The 21,346-nt window shown below is 68.8% G+C and carries 21 protein-coding genes; 17 read left to right on the plus strand and 4 right to left on the minus strand.

Going from position 1 to position 21,346, the window contains the following annotated elements; all coding sequences use genetic code 11:
• Window positions 1-2: 2 nt before the first annotated feature.
• Window positions 3-440, minus strand: coding sequence for a pilus assembly protein N-terminal domain-containing protein (locus ACK4E3_RS06250; protein ID WP_409697893.1), 438 nt, complete (start codon window positions 438-440; stop codon window positions 3-5).
• 388 nt (window positions 441-828) lie between these two features.
• On the opposite strand from ACK4E3_RS06250, the gene ACK4E3_RS06255 reads away from it, so the two are divergent.
• From ACK4E3_RS06255 to ACK4E3_RS06270, 4 genes are all read left to right on the plus strand, one after another.
• A complete protein-coding gene (locus tag ACK4E3_RS06255; protein ID WP_409697896.1) occupies window positions 829-996 on the plus strand; it encodes a Flp family type IVb pilin in 168 nt (55 codons plus the stop codon).
• 147 nt (window positions 997-1,143) lie between these two features.
• On the plus strand, window positions 1,144-1,659 hold the full coding sequence (locus tag ACK4E3_RS06260; RefSeq protein ID WP_409697899.1) for a prepilin peptidase: 516 nt from the start codon (window positions 1,144-1,146) through the stop codon (window positions 1,657-1,659).
• Window positions 1,660-1,741: 82 nt separating this feature from the next.
• Window positions 1,742-2,965, plus strand: a complete 1,224-nt coding sequence (locus ACK4E3_RS06265) for a phosphoglycerate kinase (protein ID WP_409697902.1) — start codon at window positions 1,742-1,744, stop codon at window positions 2,963-2,965.
• 164 nt (window positions 2,966-3,129) lie between these two features.
• Window positions 3,130-4,152, plus strand: a complete 1,023-nt coding sequence (locus ACK4E3_RS06270; protein ID WP_409697905.1) for a class I fructose-bisphosphate aldolase — start codon at window positions 3,130-3,132, stop codon at window positions 4,150-4,152.
• Between the two features lie 10 nt (window positions 4,153-4,162).
• Here the strand turns inward: ACK4E3_RS06270 and ACK4E3_RS06275 are convergent, their stop codons facing one another.
• The gene (locus ACK4E3_RS06275; protein WP_409697908.1) at window positions 4,163-4,810 is read right to left on the minus strand and encodes a DUF2799 domain-containing protein; all 648 of its coding nucleotides are present in this window, start codon (window positions 4,808-4,810) and stop codon (window positions 4,163-4,165) included.
• A 135-nt stretch (window positions 4,811-4,945) separates the two neighbouring features.
• Between ACK4E3_RS06275 and ACK4E3_RS06280 the strand changes: the two genes are divergently transcribed.
• The 8 genes from ACK4E3_RS06280 to ACK4E3_RS06315 all read left to right on the plus strand — a co-directional run bounded on the left by ACK4E3_RS06280 (window position 4,946) and on the right by ACK4E3_RS06315 (window position 13,573).
• On the plus strand, window positions 4,946-6,742 hold the full coding sequence (locus ACK4E3_RS06280; protein WP_409697911.1) for a gamma-glutamyltransferase family protein: 1,797 nt from the start codon (window positions 4,946-4,948) through the stop codon (window positions 6,740-6,742).
• 78 nt (window positions 6,743-6,820) lie between these two features.
• Window positions 6,821-7,642 carry an aldo/keto reductase gene (locus ACK4E3_RS06285; RefSeq protein ID WP_409697914.1) on the plus strand — a complete coding sequence of 274 codons (822 nt, stop codon included), beginning with the start codon at window positions 6,821-6,823 and terminating at the stop codon, window positions 7,640-7,642.
• An 80-nt stretch (window positions 7,643-7,722) separates the two neighbouring features.
• Window positions 7,723-9,261 (plus strand): UbiD family decarboxylase, encoded by a 1,539-nt coding sequence (locus tag ACK4E3_RS06290; RefSeq protein WP_409697917.1) that lies wholly within the window; start codon window positions 7,723-7,725, stop codon window positions 9,259-9,261.
• A 97-nt stretch (window positions 9,262-9,358) separates the two neighbouring features.
• Complete coding sequence (locus tag ACK4E3_RS06295; protein ID WP_409697920.1) at window positions 9,359-11,131, plus strand: M14 family metallopeptidase; 1,773 nt, start codon at window positions 9,359-9,361, stop codon at window positions 11,129-11,131.
• A gap of 26 nt (window positions 11,132-11,157) precedes the next feature.
• Window positions 11,158-11,574 carry an MAPEG family protein gene (locus ACK4E3_RS06300; protein ID WP_409697923.1) on the plus strand — a complete coding sequence of 139 codons (417 nt, stop codon included), beginning with the start codon at window positions 11,158-11,160 and terminating at the stop codon, window positions 11,572-11,574.
• Window positions 11,575-11,619: 45 nt separating this feature from the next.
• Window positions 11,620-12,975, plus strand: a complete 1,356-nt coding sequence (locus ACK4E3_RS06305; RefSeq protein ID WP_409697926.1) for a TldD/PmbA family protein — start codon at window positions 11,620-11,622, stop codon at window positions 12,973-12,975.
• Window positions 12,976-13,023: 48 nt separating this feature from the next.
• Complete coding sequence (locus tag ACK4E3_RS06310; protein ID WP_409697929.1) at window positions 13,024-13,263, plus strand: DUF4170 domain-containing protein; 240 nt, start codon at window positions 13,024-13,026, stop codon at window positions 13,261-13,263.
• A 97-nt stretch (window positions 13,264-13,360) separates the two neighbouring features.
• Complete coding sequence (locus ACK4E3_RS06315; RefSeq protein ID WP_409697932.1) at window positions 13,361-13,573, plus strand: hypothetical protein; 213 nt, start codon at window positions 13,361-13,363, stop codon at window positions 13,571-13,573.
• A gap of 17 nt (window positions 13,574-13,590) precedes the next feature.
• On the opposite strand, the gene ACK4E3_RS06320 is transcribed toward ACK4E3_RS06315, so the two are convergent.
• Window positions 13,591-14,256 (minus strand): fused DSP-PTPase phosphatase/NAD kinase-like protein, encoded by a 666-nt coding sequence (locus ACK4E3_RS06320; RefSeq protein ID WP_409697939.1) that lies wholly within the window; start codon window positions 14,254-14,256, stop codon window positions 13,591-13,593.
• A gap of 215 nt (window positions 14,257-14,471) precedes the next feature.
• Here ACK4E3_RS06320 and ACK4E3_RS06325 point away from each other — a divergent pair, with 215 nt between their 5' ends.
• The 4 genes from ACK4E3_RS06325 to lpxK are packed head-to-tail and all read left to right on the plus strand — an operon-like array spanning window position 14,472 to window position 19,184.
• A complete protein-coding gene (locus ACK4E3_RS06325) occupies window positions 14,472-16,217 on the plus strand; it encodes an ABC transporter ATP-binding protein (RefSeq protein ID WP_409701134.1) in 1,746 nt (581 codons plus the stop codon).
• Complete coding sequence (locus tag ACK4E3_RS06330) at window positions 16,217-16,894, plus strand: lysophospholipid acyltransferase family protein (protein WP_409697942.1); 678 nt, start codon at window positions 16,217-16,219, stop codon at window positions 16,892-16,894. Before ACK4E3_RS06325 ends, ACK4E3_RS06330 begins: the two co-directional genes overlap by 1 nt.
• Window positions 16,891-18,168, plus strand: a complete 1,278-nt coding sequence (locus ACK4E3_RS06335) for a 3-deoxy-D-manno-octulosonic acid transferase (RefSeq protein WP_409697945.1) — start codon at window positions 16,891-16,893, stop codon at window positions 18,166-18,168. Before ACK4E3_RS06330 ends, ACK4E3_RS06335 begins: the two co-directional genes overlap by 4 nt.
• Window positions 18,165-19,184, plus strand: a complete 1,020-nt coding sequence (gene lpxK, locus ACK4E3_RS06340) for a tetraacyldisaccharide 4'-kinase (RefSeq protein ID WP_409697948.1) — start codon at window positions 18,165-18,167, stop codon at window positions 19,182-19,184. Before ACK4E3_RS06335 ends, lpxK begins: the two co-directional genes overlap by 4 nt.
• On the opposite strand, the gene ACK4E3_RS06345 is transcribed toward lpxK, so the two are convergent.
• Window positions 19,169-20,479: an amidohydrolase family protein gene (locus ACK4E3_RS06345; protein WP_409697951.1), complete on the minus strand. Its 1,311-nt coding sequence runs from the start codon at window positions 20,477-20,479 to the stop codon at window positions 19,169-19,171. The genes lpxK and ACK4E3_RS06345 overlap by 16 nt on opposite strands.
• 258 nt (window positions 20,480-20,737) lie before the next feature.
• Here ACK4E3_RS06345 and ACK4E3_RS06350 point away from each other — a divergent pair, with 258 nt between their 5' ends.
• Window positions 20,738-21,328, plus strand: a complete 591-nt coding sequence (locus ACK4E3_RS06350) for a murein L,D-transpeptidase catalytic domain-containing protein (protein WP_409697954.1) — start codon at window positions 20,738-20,740, stop codon at window positions 21,326-21,328.
• Window positions 21,329-21,346 lie beyond the last annotated feature (18 nt).

Here is a 21,346-nt window from a genome sequence, read left to right on the forward strand (position 1 = left end):
CCCTATTGCGGCGCGCTGCGCACGCTGGGCGCGCAGGTGCTCGCGCAGGCCATGTCCGTAGCGCTGGCCCCGCGCCAGACGCGCACATGGCCCGTGGTGGGTGCCGTCACCACCACCTCGCCCTGGAACAGGGTGCGGCCGATGGAGTCCACCGCGGTGACCTGGCTCACGCCATAGCCCCGCCCGGTGATGTAGAGCGTGCCCGAATCCACGATGGTCACATCGGCAATCTCGGGATTGCCCACGATCACAGAGGCCGCAGAGCCGCGCAGCTGCACACGCAGGGAGTGATCGATCTCGACGGTGACGGCACGCGAGCGCCCGTCCTGGGCCGCAGCATTACCGGCCATGGAGGGCAGGATCATAAGCGCCGCCGCCAGCAGGGGCAGCAGCATGGCCCGAGCGAGGGCAGGGCTGTTAAGGGGGCGGCGTGCGCGCATGGCTCGTGTCCTGATCGGGCTCGTGGGTGTCTCGATGCCAAGGCCCGCACGCGCGCGCCATTTTCATGGAGACGTGCGCCAGTCTGGCTGCAGACAGGATAACAAAGACTGAATCGAGCGCGCGTCCGTTTTGTCTCCCGGAAAATACCAGCCTTTTCATAGGCTTGATCGACAGTCGGCATGATTAAATCCCATTAGGGTAAACGCATGTTTACAGTAAAGATCAAGTAACCATCAAATGTCCGAAAAAATCTTCGGTGATTTACTTGGAATTAAGCGTGCCTGCCGCATTGTCCCCTCGTGAACGGGGTGAAGCGGGCGACCGAACGATCCTCGAAGTGATGGAAATGCGTTGCTCGCTACAGCAAACCAACAAGGGAAGTCTCAGATGTCGAAGTTCATCAACAAGTTCATGAATGATGAGTCGGGTGCCACGGCCATCGAATACGGCCTGATCGCCGCTCTGATCGCCGTCGTGATCATCGCGGCCGTGACCACGCTCGGCACGACCATCAGCAGCAAGTTCGATGAAGTCACCACGGGCATGGGCGGCTAAGCCCCACCCTGATTTCTCAAGTCACGAAGGGGGCCGGGGCGCGCAAGCGCTCCGGCCCTCGGCGTTCAGGGCCTGCCCTCGCTCCAGGCCCTGCCCTGACGCAGGTTTGAAACCCCGGTTTAAGACTGTTGTGCGAGAGATGATCTCATGGAGAGCCTGATCCCCGTCCTGTTGAGCCTGCTGCCCGCACTGGTGATCGTGGCGGGCCTGCGCGATCTGACGAGCATGACGATCCCGAACTGGATCTCTCTGGCCCTGATCGCAGGCTTTTACCCGGTCGCCCTGATCGTGGGGCTGCCGCTGGCAATGATCGGGCTGCACACCCTGATCGCGATTGCAGCCCTGCTGGTGGGCATGGGTCTGTTCGCCCTGCGCTGGATCGGCGGGGGCGATGCCAAGCTGATGGCCGCGGCGTGCCTGTGGCTGGGGCTGCAGGGCTCGGGGCTGTTCCTGCTGTGGACCGCCCTGGCCGGGGGCGCTTTCTGCCTTCTTCTGATTGTGGCACGGCGCTCCATGGCCCCGCTGGCGGCAAGGCTCGGCGGTTGGCCCGCGCGCCTGCTGGAGCCCAAGGGCGACATTCCCTATGGCGTTGCCATCGCCGCCGGTGCCCTGATGGCCTTTCCCGCCAGCACCCTGGTCCAGACCTTCGTTCAGGGCGCCTGACAGGGCGCCTGAACCCTGCCCGCCGCACGCGGGCGTCGCACCGTCTTTCCGACCGGCGGGCTGCTGATCTATAGAGCGGCTCATGACCAAGCCCGTCACTGCCGCCCGCCCCTTTCGCACCCTCGATGACCTGACCGCTCTGGCGGGCAAGGTCGCGCTGGTTCGCGTCGATTTCAACGTGCCCATGAGCGAGGGCCGCGTGACCGACGACACGCGCCTGCGCGCGGCGGTGCCGACCATCCAGCGCCTACGCGACATGGGCGCAAAGGTGGTGCTGCTGGCCCACTTCGACCGCCCCAAGGGCCGACGCGAACCCTCCATGAGCCTGAAGCCCGTGGTGATCGCGCTGGAGACGATCCTGGGCGCGCCGGTGCGCTTTGCCGAAGACTGCCTGGGCGAGGCCGCGCGCAACGTCATCAGCGATCTCGATCCCGGCGGGCTGGCCCTGCTGGAGAACCTGCGCTTTCACGCCGGGGAGGAGGCCAACGATCCGGCCTTCGTGGCCGAGCTGGCCCGCCTTGGCGACATCTATGTCAACGACGCCTTCTCCGCCGCTCACCGCGCCCATGCCTCGACCGAAGGTCTGGCGCGTGCCCTGCCCGCCTATGCCGGAGAGGCCATGGCGCGCGAGCTGGCCGCGCTCGATCTGGCGCTGGGCAATCCCAGCCCTCCCGTGATCGGCATCGTCGGCGGGGCCAAGGTCTCGACCAAGCTGGCCCTGCTGGAGAACCTAGTCACGCGCCTTGACCGCCTCGCCATCGGCGGCGGCATGGCCAACACCTTCCTGCACGCGCAGGGGTTCGATGTCGGGGCGAGCCTGTGCGAAAAGGACATGGCCGAGACCGCCCGCGCGATCATGAGTGCCGCGCGCGCGGCCGACTGCGAGCTGCTGCTGCCCGTGGACGTGGTGGTGGCCAAGACGGTGGCGCCGGGCGTCGAGACGGGGGTGCGCGCACTCGATCGCATCGCCGCTGACGACCTGATCCTCGATGCCGGGCCAGAGACGTTGGCGCGCCTGAAGCGCGGCATCGACCTGTCGCGCACCCTGGTCTGGAACGGCCCGCTGGGGGTGTTCGAGGTGCCGCCCTTCGACGAGGCCACGGTCGGCGCCGCGCGCCATGTGGCCCAGAAGGTGCGCGAAGGCCAGCTCACCGCCGTGGCCGGCGGCGGCGACACGGTGGCGGCGCTGGCCCATGCGGGCGTCACCGGCGACATGAGCTTTGTGTCCACGGCCGGCGGCGCTTTCCTGGAGTGGATGGAAGGCAAGGCCCTGCCCGGCGTCGAGGCCCTGCGCGAACCGGCCTGATTGCCCGCAGCCGCTCATGCTGCGCACCCCGGCGGGTGACAAATGCGGCCAAGGCAGCTAGAGACCGGCCCCATCAGCGGTCCGGGCCAGATCTCAGGGTCGGCGTCCGGGCCCGACAAGAAACGCACGGCAAAGCTCGCTTCACAACCCAGGGGACACCACGCATGGATCTCGCAGCGCTTAACGCAGTGGCAACGGCAATGGTGGCGCCGGGCAAGGGCATTCTGGCCGCAGACGAGTCCACCGGCACCATCAAGAAGCGCTTTGACGCCATCGGGGTCGAGAACACCGAGCAGAACCGGCGCGACTATCGCGAGCTGATGTTCCGCACCGATGTGGCCATGCGCGAGCACATCTCGGGCGTGATCCTGTTCGAGGAGACGCTCTATCAGAACGCCGCAGACGGCACGCCCCTGGTCGAGCTGATCACGGCGGCCGGTGCCGTGCCCGGCATCAAGGTCGACAAGGGTGCCAAGCTGCTGCCCGGCTTCCCCGGCGAGACCATCACCGAAGGGCTGGACGGCCTGCCCGAGCGCCTGATGAAGGACCGCGCCCGCGGCGCGCGCTTCGCCAAGTGGCGCGCCGTGATCGACATCGCCGACGGCATTCCCTCGTGGGGCGCCATCAAGGCCAATGCCCACGCCCTGGCCCGCTATGCCGCCATCTGCCAGCACTCGGACATCGTGCCCATCGTCGAGCCGGAAGTGCTGATGGACGGTGCCCACGACCTGGATCGCTGTGACGAGGTCACGCGACTGGTCCTGCAGACCGTGTTCGACGAGCTGTTCCAGCTTCGCGTGGCGCTGGAGGGCATCGTGCTCAAGCCCAACATGGTCATCAGCGGCAAGAAGTGCCCCGATCAGGCCAGCGTGGAGCAGGTCGCCGAGCGCACCATCGCCGCACTCAAGGCCACGGTGCCCTCGGCCGTGCCCGGCATCGCCTATCTGTCAGGCGGCCAGAGCGACGAGCAGGCCACCGCCCATCTCGATGCCATGAACCGCATCGGCGGCTTCCCATGGCCCATGACCTTCTCCTATGGCCGCGCCCTGCAGGCGGCACCGCAGAAGGCCTGGTCAGGCAAGGCCGAGAATGTGCAGGCGGCCCAGGATGCCTTCACCCATCGCGCCCGCATGAACGGCCTGGCCGCGCTCGGCCAATGGAGCGAGGCGCTGGAAAAGGCGGCCTGATCGCGGACCGCTACCAGCTTCCGTACTGACGGCGGAAGCGCGAGCGCAGATTGTCGACCTCGGCCTCGGCCCAGCGCAGCTCGGGACCGACATCGCGGCTGTCGTCCAGCGCCCGGTCGCGGTCGCGGCGCAGGCGGCGCAGGCGCTCGCGCACCGCATCGCGCTCGGCGTCGCTCAGCGCGCTGTCGGCCAGGCGATCCTCCTCGCGGCGAATCTCGGCCTCAAGCTGGCGCGCGCGCTGGTCCGCCTCGTCACGGATACGCACCAGATCGTTGACGCGATTCACCGCAGCATGGACCAGCAGGCCATCCTCGATGCCATAGCTGAAGGCCGCCTCAAGCTCGCGCGGGCAAACGCCGGTGCTGCGTCCGCCCTGCATTCCGACGCGAAAGCCGTTCTCGGGCGTGCAATAGACCACCAGACCGCGCTGACGCCCCCGGTCCCAGGCGACCGGATCAGGGCTCACGCCGTGACGCGCGCAGGCCTCCTGATGGGCCGAAAGCCTGCCCGGTCCATAACCATTCGTGCCGTCCGCATAGCCGATGCCGGCCCAGTCGCCAGCAAGGCACTGTTCCTGATTGAGCGTGGCGCAGCTCGACAGAGCCACGGCGCCAAGCCCGCCGACCACCGCCATGGCGGCCCAACGACAAGCTGTCATGATCTTCCCCCGATCCCGATGTCAGCTTGACCATAGCGGGCGATCAGCGGCTTGTCAGCGCCGCAGCCTCGCCCTTGCCCGCCGCCGCCGCCTCGGTCTTAATCGCGGGCGACATCACCGACGAGGAGCCCGCCCATGCGCCGCCGCACCTTTCTCGCCAGCCTTCCGGCCAGCGCCGCCATGATCAGCGAGGCTGCGGCCCAGTCGGTGGCGGGCAGGTACCTCGGCATCCCGCCCGGAGATCGCATCACCGGCCCGGCCTTTTCAACCCGCTCGGTGGTCTGGGGCACGGGCGGCGCGGCGGCGACGGCCCATCCTCTGGCGACCCTGATCGGGATCGACACCCTGAGGCGCGGCGGCTCGGCCATTGATGCGGCCATCGCCATCAATGCGGCGCTCGGCTTTCTGGAACCGGTCGGCTGCGGCATCGGCGGCGATGCCTATGCCCTGATCTGGGATCCCGAGACCGCTCGCGTCACCGGTCTGAACGGCTCGGGCCGCAGCCCGCGCGCCCTGTCGCTGGAAACGGTGCGCGCGCGCGCCGTCGACGGGCACATTCCGTCCTATGGCGCCATTACCGTCAGCGTGCCGGGGGCGGTCGACGCCTGGTGGCAGGCCCATCAGCGATACGGCCGCCTGCCCTGGGCCGATGTGCTGGAGCCGGTCGCCAATCTGTGCGAGCGCGGCGCGCCCGTGCCCCAGCTGATCGCCTGGTATCTGGAGCGCGCCATGGCCGGATACCAGCGGCCCGAACGCAACATCGAGGAGATCGCCAACGCCGTCAGGGTGTTCATGACCCACGGGCCGGGCGGCGGGCGCACGCCGCGCGAGGGCGAGGTGTTCGCCAATCCCGATCTGGCGCGCACCTATCGTGCCATTGCCGCGGGCGGGCGTGACGCCTTTTACGAAGGCGAGCTGGCCGAGCACATGGAGCGCTATTTCGCGCGCATCGGCGGCTGGATGACGCGGGCCGATCTGGCTGCGCACCGCAGCGAATGGGTCACGCCCCTGATGAGCCCCTATCGCGGCGTGGAGGTCTATCAGCTCGGGCCCAACACCCAGGGCCTCTCCACCCTGCAGATCCTGAACATCTGCGAACAGTTCGACATGGCGGGCATGGGATTTCTCAGTGCCGCCTCCCTGCACCATCAGGCCGAGGCCAAGCGGCTCGCCTTCGAGGACCGGGCGCGCTATTTCGCCGACGAGGCCTTTGTCGCCACCCCGACGCAGTGGCTGAACTCCAAGGAGTACGCGCGCGAGCGTGCCGCCCTGATCCGCCCCGACCGCCTGATGGAGCGGCCTTCGTTCGGCGAGGCGCCGCACCAGGGCGACACGACCTACTTCTCGGTGGCGGACGGCAACGGCATGATGGTCAGCTGGATCCAGTCCAACTATCGCGGCATGGGCTCGGGGCTGGTTCCCGACGGGCCGGACGGGCGCACGCTGGGCTTCATGTTCCAGAACCGGGGCGAGCTGTTCGCCCTGCGCGACGGGCACCCCAACATCTACGCACCCGGCAAGCGGCCCTTCCACACCATCATCCCGGGCTTTGCCACGCGCGAAGGGCGTCCCTGGATGGCGTTCGGCGTCATGGGCGGGGGGATGCAACCTCAGGGCCAGGCCCAGATCGTGATGAACATGGTCGATCACGGCCTCGATGCCCAGGCAGCGGGCGATGCGCCGCGCTGGCAGCACTATGGCTCGTCCGAGCCCACAGGCCAGATGGCCGTTGATGCCGGCACGCTTCACCTCGAGAGCGGCGTGCCCGCCCAGACGCGGCGCGAGCTGGAGGCCATCGGCTGGCGGCTCGGCCCGCCCGACGGCGGCTTTGGCGGCTATCAGAACGTGGTGCGGATGGACCACGAAGACGGCAGTTTCACTCTGGGTGCGGCATCGGAATCGCGCAAGGACGGGCTGGCCCTGGCCTGGTGAGGCGCCATCAGCCAAGGCCCCGCTTGCACGCGCGCGCCGTCGCCCCACATGGCAGGCATCATCTGCACAGGAGTCCTCATGATCACGCGCACGCTGCACGGCTTCGAGATTCCGGCCCTGGGCCTCGGCACCTGGAAGCTTCGCGATGACGAGGCGCGCCACATCGTCGAAGCGGCGCTGAAGGGCGGATGGCGTCACATCGATACCGCCGCCATCTATGAGAACGAGGTCGAGGTGGGCGAGGGCCTGCGGGCCTCGGGCGTGGCACGCGATCAGGTCTGGCTGACCACCAAGGTCTGGAACGATGCGCGCGATGCCGACGCGGTGCTGCGCGCCGCCGAGGCCAGCGTGAAGCGCCTTGGCGTGGACCGCGTGGACCTGCTCCTGCTGCACTGGCCTGTGGATGCGCCGCTGAAGGATCGCGTGCGCGGGCTGGAGCGTGCGGTGCGCGAGGGCCTGACCCGCGCCGTGGGCGTCTCGAACTTCACCCGCGCCATGTTCGAGGAGGCGTGCGCGCGCTGTGACGAGCCAATCCTGACCAATCAGGTCGAGTATCACCCCTATCTGGACCAGTCCGCCCTGATCGCGGCGGCGGCGGCGCGAGGCGCTGCCCTGACGGCCTATTCCCCCCTGGCCCAAGGGGCTCTGGTGCGTGACCCGGTGATCGGACGGATTGCGCAGGAAAAGGGCGCTTCGGCGTCTCAGGTCGCCCTGGCCTGGTTCCTTGCCCAGCCCGAGGTCATGGTCATTCCCAAGACGGCCACGCCCGAGCGCCTGCCTGAGAATCTGGGCGCCATGGACCTCAGCCTCGACGAGGCCGACATGGACGCCATCTCGGCCCTGAAGCGCCCCGATGGTCGCACCATCAATCCCTCGTGGGCACCGCACTGGGACAGCTGAGCGAGGCTGTGCGGCCCTGCGGCGGCGCGACGCTCCAGTCGGACCGTGACACGGCGCGCGCGCGCGCCTAAGCCTTGGCCATGGCCTATTCCTCTCTGCGCGATTTTCTGGACACTCTCGAGGCTGCGGGCGAGCTGGTGCGGGTGCGCGAGCCCGTCTCCACCGTGCTGGAGATGACCGAGATCCATACCCGCCTGCTGCGCAATGGCGGCCCGGCGGTGCTGTTCGAGAAACCCGTGCTGGCGTCGGGCGAGATCAGCGACACGCCCGTGCTGGTCAATCTGTTCGGCACGGTGCGCCGCGTGGCCATGGGCGTGACGATGGAGGGGCGCACGCGCACCACCGCCGAGGAACTGCGCGAAGTGGGCGAGCTGCTGGCCTTTCTCAAGAACCCCGAGCCGCCGCGCGGTCTCAAAGAGGCCGTGGACCTGCTGCCGCTGGCACGTACCGTGATGGGCATGCGTCCCAAGGTGGTGAAGAAGGCTCCGGTTCAGGAGGTGGTGCTGAAGGGCGATGACATCGACCTGAACCGCCTGCCCGTCCAGACCTGCTGGCCCGGAGAGCCCGCGCCGCTGATCACCTGGGGGCTGGTGGTGACGCGCGGCCCGTCCGATGCGCGCGAGGACGACTTCAATCTGGGCATCTACCGCATGCAGGTGCTGGGGCGCGACAGGGCCATCATGCGCTGGCTGGCCCATCGCGGCGGTGCCCAGCACTATGCGCGCCACAAGCGCTCCGGGCGCCGCGAGCCCTTGCCCGCCGCTGTGGTGCTCGGCGCGGACCCCGGCACGATCCTGGCGGCGGTGACGCCCGTGCCCGATACCCTGTCGGAGTATCAGTTCGCCGGCCTGCTGCGCGGCGCGCGCGCCGAGCTGGTCGCGTGCAGGACCGTCCCCCTGATGGTGCCTGCCCAGGCCGAGATCGTGCTGGAGGGCCACGTCCTGCTGGACGAGCACGCCGACGAGGGGCCGTATGGCGATCACACCGGCTATTACAACTCGGTCGAGCCCTTTCCGGTCTTCGAGGTCAGCGCCATCACCATGAGGCGCGATCCGATCTATCTGTCCACCTTCACCGGACGCCCGCCCGACGAGCCGAGCGTGCTGGGCGAGGCGCTCAACGAGGTATTCATCCCGCTTCTGCGCGCCCAGTTCCCCGAGATCACCGACTTCTGGCTCCCACCCGAGGGGTGTTCCTATCGCATCGCCGTGGTGTCGATGAAGAAGGCCTATCCGGGCCACGCCAAGCGGGTCATGCTGGGCGTCTGGAGCTACCTGCGCCAGTTCATGTACACCAAGTGGGTGATCGTGGTGGACGACACCATCAATGCGCGCGACTGGAAGGATGTCTGGTGGGCCGTCTCGACCAAGATGGACCCGGCGCGCGACATCACCCTGATCGAGAACACCCCCATCGACTATCTCGACTTTGCCAGCCCCGAGAGCGGGCTGGGCTCCAAGATCGGTCTGGATGCCACCGACAAGTGGCCCCCCGAAACGAAGCGCGAATGGGGCGAGGAAATCCGCATGAGCGAGGATGTGATCGCCCGCGTCGATGACCTGTGGGACAGCCTCGGCCTGCCCGGCGACGGCTCGCCGATCTGGAAGCCGGGGAGCTGACCGCCATCGCCTGTCCGATCACGCCACATCCGCTACAGAGGCCGCCGTGCGCCTGATATTGCCGATCCTCCTGACCCTTTCGATGACGAGCGCAGCCATGTCTCAGGACTCCTTGCCCAATGCCGCACCGTGGGACCGCGAGTTCCTGCCGCCGGTGCCCGCCTGGTCCGGGGCCAGCGAGGCGCTGATGGTGGCCGACGATCACCCCTGGGTGACGCACTTCGAGCTGTCGCGCGGCATGGCCAGCCCGTCTTACGAGGAAACGCGGGCCTGGTTCGAGCGGGCAGCGGCGGCGTCCGATCTGGTGCGCATCGAGGTGATCGGCATCTCGCCGGAAGGGCGCGAGATCTTCGCCGTGATCGTCAGCCGCGACGGCGCCACACTCGACCCGCAAAAGCCGGTCCTGCTGGTGCAGTCAGGCATCCACCCCGGCGAAATCGACGGCAACGACGCCAGCCAGATGCTGCTGCGCGACATCGTGTTCGGGGATCGCGGCGAGCTGATCGATCAGGTCAATCTGGTGCTGGTGCCGATCCTGAGCGTCGATGGCCATGCGCGCGCCTCGGCCCATTCGAGGCCCAACCAGCGCGGGCCGGAGGTGCAGGGCTGGCGGCACACGGCGCGCAACCTCAATCTCAACCGCGACTTCATGAAGCTGGACAGCCCCGAACTGCGCGCGGTCTTCTCGCTGATCCAGCGCTATCCGCCATCGCTTTACCTCGACGTGCACGTCACCGACGGCGTCGATTACCAGTACGACATCACCTATGGCTTCGAGGGCGAACAGGGCCGCTTTGCCCGCTCGCCCGCCATCGGGCGCTGGCTCGATCAGGTGTGGCGTCCGCGCGCCGATGCCGCCCTCGCCCAAGCCGGGCACATCCCCGGCCCGCTGGTCTTTGCCGTCGATGACCGCGAGCCGCGGCGCGGGCTGTCGGTGGGCATGCTGGGCGAGCGTTTCTCCAACGGATGGGGCGATGCGGCGCACATCCCCACCGTTCTGGTTGAGAACCATTCGCTCAAGCCGTTTCGCCAGCGGGTGCTGGGCACCTATGTGCTGATCGAGCAGTCGCTCGTCATCCTCGCCGAGGACGCGGGCGGCGTGCGCGCGGCGATTGCATCCGATCGCGCCCTTCGCCCCGAGCGCGTGCCGGGAAACTGGCGCCCGGACGAGACACCCACGGGCGAGATGCAGGGCTTTCTGGGCATCCGCTTCGAGATGTACGACAGCGCCGTCTCGGGCGGCCAGGAGGTGCGCTGGCTGGGCGAGCCGGACCCCGAGCCCTGGACCATGCCGCTGTATGGCTCGTCACCCGGGCGCCATTTCGAGCGCGCTTCCGCCTATCTGGTGCCCGCGACCCATCCCGAGATCATCGAGCGCCTGCGCGCCCACGGAATCGAGATGCAGGTGCTGGACGCGCCTGCCACCGTCGAGGCCGAACGCATCCGTCTCGGCCCGGTGCAGATTTCCTCGCGCGTCAGCGAGGGCCGCATCCCCATGAGCGTGGAGGAGGTCACGACCTTCACCGCGCCCCATGCCCTGCCCGCCGGATCGGTCCGCGTGCCCACCGACCAGCCGCTGGGCGACATCGTTGTCCTGCTGCTTGAGCCACAGTCCTCCGAGAGCTTCTTTGCCTGGGGCATGTTCGCCGAGGTGCTGCAGCGGGTCGAATACATCGAGGGCTATGCCATCGCCCCGCTGGCCGAGGCCATGCTGGAGGCCGACCCGCAGCTGCGGGCCGACTTCGAAGCCCGGCTGGCCGACGACGAGGCGTTCCGAAACAACCCCGATGCACGCCTGCAATGGTTTTATGAGCGCACGCCCTTCTACGATGATCGCTTCCGACTCTATCCCGTCTCGCGCGTGCCCTGACCGGGCCAGCATGAAAGGCTGATCCCATGCCTCTGGAGTCTCCCGTCCATGCCCTCGCCCTGTGGGCCGGGCTGCATATCCTCCTTCTTCTGGTGCTGGCGGCCCTGGTGATCCGCATCCGCAGGCGCGAGCGGATCGGCCTTGGCGACGGCGGCAATCCGGCGCTGGCGCGCGCGATCCGGGTGTTCGGCAATGCGGTCGAATATGCCGCCCCCGCCCTGATCGGCATGGCTGTTCTGGTGATGGTGGGTGCAGGCGCCCTGCTGATCCATCTGTGCGGTGCCCTGATGCTGACGGGACGGGCGCTGCACGCCTTCGGCCTGACACGCACCAGCGGCGCCAGCCGGGCGCGGCTGGGCGGGATGCTGCTGACGCTGGGAGCCTGGCTGCTCATTGGCCTCAGCCTGCTGGCACTGGCCTTCAGCAGCCCGGTCCTCGTCTAGCAGCAGCGGTTGCGCCTCACCGGCCTTGCGGCCATATGAGCGGCCATGTCCGATGACGCCTCCTCCGCCGCAAGCCCCGATCTTCTGCACGATCTCGTCACCAAGGCCCTGAAGGCCGGGGCCGATGCGGCCGAGGCCGTCTCGACCGCACGCGCCACCTTGTCCGTCTCGGTGCGCAAGGGCGCGCTCGAGGAGGTCGAGCGGGAGGAATCGCGCGATCTGGGCCTGAGGGTCTTCATCGGGCGACGTCAGGCCAGCGTGTCTTCCAGTGACCTGTCAGAGCCCACCCGCACGCGACTTGTCGAGCGCGCCGTGGCCATGGCCCGCCTGGCGCCCGAAGACCCCCATGCCTCGCTGGCACCTCAGGACCGGCTGGCGCGCGCGCCTCATGCCGATCTCGACCTGTTCGACCCCAGCCAGCTCAGCCCCGCCCAGCTGGAGGAGCGCGCGCGCGAGGTCGAGGCCATCGCCCTGTCCCAGTCCGGCGTGACGCGCTCGGAGGGCGGCTCGGCCAGCCATTCCACAGGGCACTGGACGCTGGTGACCAGCCACGGCTTTTCCGGTCAGCACCGGGGCAGCGCCTTTTCGCTCTCGGCCAGCGTGATCGCCGAGCGCGACGGCCAGATGGAGCGCGACGGCGAGGGGCGCACGCTGCGCCACCTTGCCGACCTGCCCTCGGCCGAGACCATCGGGCGCGTGGCTGGCGAGCGCGCCGTACGCAGACTGGGGGCGCGCAAGGTGGCCTCCACCACCGCGCCGGTGATCATCGACCGCCGATCGAGCGCGGCCCTGCTCTCGCCGCTGATCCAGGCCATGGCCGGACCGTCGGTGGCGCGCGGCGTCTCGTTCCTCAAGGACCGCATGGGCGAGCAGATCCTGCCCGAGGCCATCACCCTGATCGATGATCCCCTGCGTCCGCGCGCGCTCGGCTCGACCCCTTTCGACGACGAGGGCGTGAGCGTCCGGCCCCTGCGCCTGATCGATCAGGGCCGCCTGGCGAGCTGGCTGCTGAACACCGCTTCCGCCGCCCAGCTCGGCCTTGAGAGCACCGGCCATGCCTCGCGCGCGCTCGCCGGTCCGCCCGGCGTCTCGGGCCACAACATCCATCTGGAGCCGGGAGAACGCAGCCGCGAGCAGATGATGAAGGATGCCGGCACGGGCCTGCTGGTCACCGAGATGTTCAGCCCGGCCCTCAACCCCAACACCGGCGACTGGTCTGCAGGCGTGAGCGGCTTCTGGTTCGAGAACGGAGAGATCGTTCATCCGGTCAGCGAGGTGACGGTGGCGGGCCAGCTTCTGTCGCTCTATGGCCGCATGATCGCGGGCTCGGACCTGGAATTCCGCGGATCGACCAATGCGCCCTCGCTCATGTTTGACAAGGTGGCCATCGCCGGGCTCTAGAGACCGCGCCCTGCCCTCCACCCCCAAGCCATCAGGACATCCAGCACCATGACCGATCATCGCCAGCTTCTGCATCTCGTCATCGGCGGAGAGCTCAAGGAACTGGGCGGCGTCGAGTTCCGCGACCTCTCCAAGGTCGATCTGGTGGGCGCGTTCCCCAACTACGAGGAGGCGCGCAAGGCGTGGAAGGCCCGCGCCCAGGCGACCGTGGACAATGCCCACATGCGCTATTTCATCATCCACGCGCACCGCCTGATCGACCCCGACGGGGACGGACGCGCCGACTGAGGGTGCGCGTGTGCCCAGCTGCATCCGCCACAGGCGCGCGCGCGAACCTCTCATGGCCCTTACGCCCTCTCGCCACCCCTGCTAAGGTTCTGCGATCATGACCCTGTTCGGCACCACGATAGAGCCCCAGCAGCTCATGGCCCTGATCATGCTGCTGACCCTGATCGCGTTCTGGAGCGTGGTGCTGATGCGCGAGCGCGCATGGGAGAAGTGGTATCGGGAGTGGGAAGCCCAGCGCAAGGCGCGCCGCCAGGCGCAGGTCGGGCGCACTCCCGATGACCCGAACCGCCCGCGCGGCCCCTGGGGGTGAAGACGGCAAGGCTGTCGCTATTCGCGCCGCAGCACCTTTTCGGTCAGCATCTTGCCCCACCAGTTGGCCTTGAAGGTGGCCTTGAGCGCATCGGGGTCGAACCGGTCGCTCATCACCCAGTCGATGAAGCTGATGCCGCGCGGCTCGACCTCGGCGAGATAATGCTCAAAGAAATAGTCCAGCACGCCGGTCAGGCCCTGGCGCACGTGCAGGGTGCGAAAGCCCAGCTCCTCCACCGCCTCCGATATGGGATGGCCAAGATGAAAGTGGCGGTAGAGCACGGCCATCAGCCCGGCCCGGTCCGCGCCGGATTTGCAGTGCATCAGGGCCGGATATTCGATGCGCTCGAACAGATCGCGCGCCAGCAAGATGCGCTCGCGCGAAGGCACCTCGCGCGAGCCGAGCGGCGCAGTCACCAGCGTCATGCCCAGCGCTTCGGTCGCCTCCTGCTCAAGCAGGTACCACGACTGGGGCGAGCACCCGCGCAGGTTCAGCACGGTGCGGATGCCACGTTCCTGCCAATACTTCAGCTGATAGGGCCAGGGCTGGTTGGTGCGCACCATCTTTTCGTCGATCCAGTGCGCATTGGTGAAGGCGGTCCGCAAGATGCCGTGGTCCGACATGGCGAAATGCCAGTAGGCGCCGAGGCGTCCGTCGATCCGGGCAAGGTCATGTCTGGCCATCAGCGCCCCTTAGCGGGTGAATGTGACAGAGTCACCTCGTGCGCACCGCTTGACTTGTCGCCCGTAAGGTCCGACCGGAGAACATCTGGATCATGGCCCGACGAGACGACGACGTGAGCGCGCCCGCGCACGATACCCCCCCTGACCGCACCGGGCCTACCGGCGCTGACATCCCCGACGAAAAAGCCGCGCGCTCGGCACCCGTGCGGGCCCTGATGGCGCGCATCTGGCGCGACTATCTGAGAAGGCGGCTGGGGCCGCTGCTCACCGCCATGGCTCTGGCGGGGGTCACGGCGGTGCTGACCGGTGTGCTGCTGCGCCTGCTCGAGCCTGCGGTCAACGGCCTGTTCGTCGAGCGCAATCCGCGCGACCTGTGGCTTATTCCGCTGGCCATCGTGTGCGTGGGGCTGGTGCGGGGCCTCGCGTCCATGGGCCAGGCCCTGCTGGTGAACCGCATCGGTCACGGACTGGTAGGCGAGATACAGGTCGCCCTGTTCCAGCGCATGGTCCACGCCGACCTCGCCCGCCTCAAGGCCCAGCACTCCGGCAGCTATGTCGCCTCGGTGCTGTTCGACGCCAATCTGGTGCGCGAGGCCTTTACCAAGGGGGCGGTCGACTATGTGCAGCACGGCCTGACCCTGATCGTGCTGATCGGCTTCATGCTGAGCATCGACCCGCTGCTGACGGTGGTGGTGCTGCTGGCCATACCGGCGGTCAACGCCATATTGCGCGTGTTCTCGCGGCGCACCCGCAAGGCCGCCAGCGGTGCCATGAACGAGACCTCGGTGCTGTCCACGGCGCTGATGGAAAACCTAGACGGCATCCGCGTGGTCAAGATCGAGAACCGCGAGAGCGCCGAGGAGGCGCGCATCACCGAGGTCATCCGCCGCCGCCAGAAGTTCGTGATCAAGGGTGCCGACGCGCGCGCCCTGTCCGCCCCGGTCTCGGAGATGATCTCCATGACCGTCGTGGCCGCCGTCATGCTTGTGGCGGGGTGGCAGGCCCAGCAGGGGGCCATGAACGTGGGCCAGTTCGCCGCCTACATCGGCCTTCTGATGGCGGCGGGTCAGGCGGTGCGCCACCTGTCGGTGCTCCAGACCATCATGAGCGAGGGCTTCACCGCCTCGTCGCGCCTGTTCGACGCCCTCGACGTGGAGCCCGAGATCCGCGACAGCGGGCAGGCGCGCGCCGTGCCCGAAGGCCCGCTGTCGATCGAGCTGAGGGATGTCGACTTCGCCTATGGCCAGGATGCCCACACCTTGCAGGGCGTCTCGATGAAGGTCGAGCCGGGCGAGACGGTGGCCCTGGTCGGCACCTCGGGCGGGGGCAAGAGCACCATCCTCAGCCTGATCCCGCGCTTCTACGACGTGGCGGGCGGATCGGTCAGGGTGGGCGATGCCGACGTGCGCGAGCTGTCACTGGCGTCGCTGCGCTCGCGCATCGCTCTGGTGACGCAGGAGCCGTTCCTGTTCGACGACACCATCGCCGCCAACATCGCCTATGGCCGCCCCGAGGCCGGGCAGGACGAGATCGAGGCGGCGGCGCGCGCGGCGGCGGCCCACGACTTCATCATGAGCCTGCCGCAAGGGTACGCCACCCGCGTAGGCGAGGCGGGCGGTCAGGTCTCGGGCGGCCAGCGCCAGCGCATCGCCATCGCCCGGGCCTTCCTGAAGGATGCGCCCATCCTGCTGCTCGACGAGGCCACAAGCGCGCTGGACACAGAGAGCGAGACACTGGTGCAAAGCGCGCTCGAGGAACTGATGAAGGGGCGCTCCACCCTGATCATCGCCCATCGCCTCAGCACCGTGGCGCGCGCAGACCGCATCTATGTCATCTCGGGCGGGCGCGTGGTCCAGCAGGGCACCCACGCCTCGCTCTCGCGCGAGGACGGGCTCTATGCGCGCCTCGCCCGCTCCCAGAATCTCAGCGGTGAGCCGCTGATGCCCGAGATGACCGGCTGATGCGGCCGCTGCGCAATCCCGTGGTCCAGGCCCTGGCCGCGCGCCTGCTGTCGGGGTGGATGAAGCTGTGCTTTGCCACCATGCGCTGGCGCCATGAAAATCTCGACCAGGCCGAGCAGGTCTGGCGCGAGGGCGGCGGCGTCATCGTGGCCTTCTGGCATTCGCGCATCGCCCTGTCGCCCGCCGCATGGCCGCTGGATCGCGCCCAGCCCGCGCGCGCCCTGATCTCGCTGTCGCCCGACGGGCAGTTCATCGCCCGCGCCGTGGCGCGCCTCGGCTTTCCGGCCATCCACGGCTCCACCGCCAAAAAGGAAGCGCCCGAGCGCGCCAAGGGCGGCTCGCGCGCGCTGCGCGAGGGCCTGCGCCAGCTTCGCATCGGTGCGCTCGCGGTCACGCCGGACGGGCCGCGCGGGCCGGACCGCAGCATGGGCGAGGGCGTGCCCCTGATGGCCAGGATGTCGGGCCGCCCGGTGCTGCTGCTGGGCCTCGCCTCCAGCCCGGCCATCCGCCTGTCGAGCTGGGACCGCGCGCTCATCCCCCTGCCGTTCTCGAAAGGCGCCGTCGTCTGGGAGCTGCACCACTATCCCGAGGACACCGCCACGGGCGAGGTGGCCGCGCAGTGGAAGGCCGCGCTTGATCGCGTGACCGAGCGTGCCGAGGCTCTGGTGGGCTCATGACCCTGATGCTGGGCCTGTGGCGTCTGGCCACCCAGGCGATGGAGCCCGTGGCCCCGCACATCCTGCGGGCACGGGCGCAGCGCGGCAAGGAAGACCCGGCGCGCCTCGCGGAGCGGCTCGGCCAAGCCAGTGCCCCGCGCGCCAGCGGGCCGCTGGTGTGGGTGCACGGGGTCAGCGTGGGCGAGAGCGTTTCGGCCCTGCCGCTGGTGCGCCGCATCGCCGCGAGCGGGGCACGGGTGCTGATGACCTCAGGCACGCCGGCCTCAGCCGAAGTTCTGGCCACGCGCCTCGGCCACGCCGATTTCGGCGGGCGCGTGGTGCACCAGTACGCTCCCCTCGATGCGCCGGGCGTGGTGGGCCGGTTTCTCGATCACTGGCAGCCGGATCTGGCCCTGTTCGTCGAGAGCGAGCTGTGGCCCAACACCCTGATGACGCTCAGGGTGCGCAACATTCCCTCGGCCCTGATCTCGGCGCGCATCACCGAGCATACCGAGGCCGGCTGGCGCCGCTTTCCCCGCTCGGCGCGCGCGCTGCTGTCGTGCTTCGACCTCATCCTGGCCCAGGACGAGACCAGTGCCGCGCGGCTGGAGAGCCTTGGTGCGCGCACCAGTGGCCTGCTCAATCTCAAGCTGGCGGGCGAGGCCCTGTCCCACGACGCCGCTGTCTTCTCCCGCCTGTCCGAAGCCATCGGTGACCGACCGGTGGTGCTGCTTTTGTCCACCCACGAGGGCGAGGATCTGCCGCTGCTGCGGGCCTGTCGCGCCATCCGGCCCCGTCCGCTCATGATCGTCATGCCGCGCCACCCCGCCAGAGCCGATCATCTGTGCGATGCCCTGAGGGCCGAGGGCTTCACCCTCTCCCAGCGCAGCCAGCAGGAAGCCATCGCACCGGATATCGATGTCTATGTGGCCGACACCCTGGGCGAAGCGGGGCTTTTCATCCGCCTTGCCGATATGGTTGTGGTGGCGGGCTCGTTCCTCAGCGGCATCGGCGGGCACAATCCGCTGGAGCCCGCGCGCCTCTCCCGAGGGGTCATCACGGGGCCGGACATCGCCAACTGGGCCGGCGTCTATGAGGAACTGATCGGTGCGGGCGGAGCACTCAAGGTCGAGACCGCCGCAGACATCACCGCCGTGCTCTCGCAGCTTCTGGCCGATAACGATGCGTCGCGGCGCATGGGGCAGGCGGCGCAGCGGCATACGCTCAGCCTCGATGCCGGACTCGATCAGCTCTGGCCCCGGCTCGAGCGCCTGATGCAGGGGCCGGGCGCATGATGCTGAAAACCCCGCGCTGGTGGTATGCGAGACGGCCCGCGCCCGGCCGCGTGGTGCGCGCCCTGCTCACGCCGCTGTCGTGGCTGTGGGCCGCCGTGACGGCACGAAGGCTGCGCAAGGCCGTGCCCGAGGACGTGGGCGGCCCGGTGATCTCGGTCGGCAATCTGACCATGGGCGGCTCGGGCAAGACGCCCGTGGCACGCGAGATCATGCGCCTGCTGCGCCAGGACGGCCTGTCGGTCCACGGCCTCTCGCGCGGGCACGGCGGGCGCGAGCGCGGACCCTTGCGCGTCGATCCGGCCCTCCACAGCGCCCTTGATGTGGGCGACGAGCCCCTGATGCTGGCCCACGATGGTCCCCAGTGGATCGCAAGGGACCGCGCCGCTGGCGCGCGATCCGCCCTCGCGGCCGGAGCAGGCATCATCGTCATGGATGACGGCCACCAGAACCCGACACTGCGCAAGGCGCTGTCCCTCGTGGTGGTCGATGGCGAGACCCGCGATGGCGAATGGCCCTTTGGCGACGGGCGCGTGTTCCCTGCCGGTCCCATGCGCGAGCCGCTGAAGGCGGGTCTGGCGCGCGCCGATGGCGTCGTGATCCTGCTGCCCCAGGGGCTGGAGCGGCCCGACCCGGAGCTTGAGGCCCTGTTCGCGCCCCTGCCCGTCTTCATTGCGCGCCTGCGGGCGCAGGAAGCCCCGCCGGAAGGGCCGCTGGTCGGCTTTGCGGGCATCGCCAAGCCCTGGCGCGTGGAGCGGGACCTGCGCGCGGCAGGCGCGGACCTGCGCAACTTCGTGCCCCTGGCCGATCATGCCACCGTGAGCGAGGCGAGCTTTGCCCACCTCGTGGCCTGCGCCCGCGACGAAGGGGCCCGTCTGGTGACCACCGAAAAGGACTGGGTGCGCCTTAGCCCCGCCCGGCGCGCTCAGGTGACGCCATGGCGGGTGCGCGCCGTCCTTGCGGACGAGGCGCGGTTCCTGGTCTTCCTCCGGGACCGGCTCGGTCAGTCGCGGCGATAGATGCGCCCAGCGCGCATGACGAAGCGCACGCGCTCAAGCTCGGTGACATCGGCCAGAGGATCACCGCTGACGGCGATGATGTCGGCGGCCATGCCGGGGCGAAGGCGGCCGATCTGACGATCGAGACGCAGGTGCTGGGCCGCATTGACCGTGGCGGTCTGAATGGCCTGGAGCGGGGTGAGGCCAGCGCGCACCAGCAGGGCGAACTCCTGGGCATTGTCGCCGTGGCGGCTGACGCCGGAGTCTGTGCCAAAGGCAATCCGCACCCCGCCCCTGTGGGCGCGCCGCACCATTTCCAGCATGAGTGGCCCGGCCTCCAGCGCCTTGGCGCGCTGGTTGGGTGTGAGCCAGGTGTCGGGACGGGCCGCCTCGCGCGCCACGAAGTCACCGGCCATCAGGGTCGGCACCAGCCACGCCCCGCTGGTGCGGAACAGACGGATGGACTCCTCGTCCAGATAGGTGCCGTGCTCAATGGAATCGCCGCCCGCGCGCAGGAAGCTGTTGACCCCGTCCGTGCCGTGGGCGTGAGCGGTGACAATGCGGCCCATGGCATGACCGGCCTCGACGATGGCCTCCAGCTCGGCCTGGCTGAACTGCTGGTTCAGGCCCGCCGCCGTATCGGACAGAACCCCGCCCGTGGCCGTGATCTTGATGATGTCGGCCCCCGCGCGCACCCGCTCGCGCACGGCCCGGCGGCAGTCGTCCGCGCCCGAGCAGACCGAAGGCGGGCGCAGCACCGGCACCAGCTCCTCGCGCACGCCATTGGCGTCGCCGTGACCGCCGTGGGGCGAGACGCTGCCCGCCGACACCAGCATCCGCGGGCCGGGCACGACGCCGCGCGCAATCGCGTTGCGCAGCGCGATCACAGCCTCGCCCTGACCGCCGAGGTCCGCCACGGTCGTGAAGCCGGCCTCGAGCGTGATGCGGGCATAGTGGGCGCCGTCAAACGCGCTTTCCGCCGCGCTCTTGGTCATGCGGTCGAAGCGACTGGTCGGGCTTTGCTCCGAGGTGATGTGGACATGGCTGTCGATCAGGCCCGGCAGCACGAAGCGGTCCGACAGGTCCACCACCTCGCCCTCGCCCACGAAGCCGTCGCGAATCTCGCGGATCAGCCCGTTCTCGACCACGATGGTCTGGCGGCTGCGCACCTCGCCGGTGGACGGATCGGCCAGCAGGCGACCGGCGTGGATGTAGATCACACTGGTGGCCGCATCGCTGGTCTGGCGCGCATCGGCTCCCGGCCCGGCCAGAGCCAGGGCGAGCACGCCCAATGCGGCGGTGATGACACGTTTCATGAGCGGCTCTCCCGATCCCCTGCAAACTCCCGAAAGGCACAATAACCTCTGCGTGATCGAAGCCAAGGCTCAGGTTGATCGCATCGGGATTTGGCGGAATAATCGGCTACACGCCGTGAACGGGGCGGAGCATCGCGGGGCGGTCGCATGCAGTTTTCCAGACGCCGACTTCTGAGCATGGGTGCGGGGGCCGCAGGCGCGGGCCTGACCGGCGCCCTGTCAGCGTGTTCGTCTCATATGAATGGCCCCGAGCCGGTTATGGCGTCAGCGCCCGTGCGCGCCGCGCTTGAAGTGCGCCCCATCCAGATCAGCGTGCGCCCCACGCTCGACCCGGCAGGGCTGATCCGCCCCGAGCTGCTGTCACGCGCCCGCGAGGCGCTCGATTTCCATGCCGGGCGCATTGCCAACCGCGATCGCATCTATCTGGTCGATTTCGCCATGCACTCGGCCGAGCCGCGCCTCTTTGAGCTCAACATGATCTCGGGCGAGGTGGAGGCGTTTCGCACCGCCCACGGTCGCGGGTCGGACCCCGAGCACAGCGGCTTTGCGCATCGCTTTTCCAATGTTCAGGATTCCCACCAGTCCAGCGTGGGCGCCTATCTGATCGCCGGGCCGGGCCATGGCACGATCCACGGGCCGAACGTGCTGCTGGACGGTCTCGACTACACCAATTCGCTGGCGCGTCAGCGGGCGATCATCATTCACGGCGCCGACTATGCCGAGCCCGACTTCCTGGCCCGCGAGGGCAAGCTGGGGCGCTCTTTCGGCTGTTTCTCGACGGCCCATGCCGACCTTCACACCCTGCGCCAGCGCATGGGCGAGGGCCGGATGCTGTTCGCCTTCGGGTGAAATCCCCGGAAATATCGG

This window comes from Brevundimonas sp., from assembly GCF_046299595.1.
Classification (GTDB): Bacteria; Pseudomonadota; Alphaproteobacteria; order Caulobacterales; family Caulobacteraceae; genus Brevundimonas.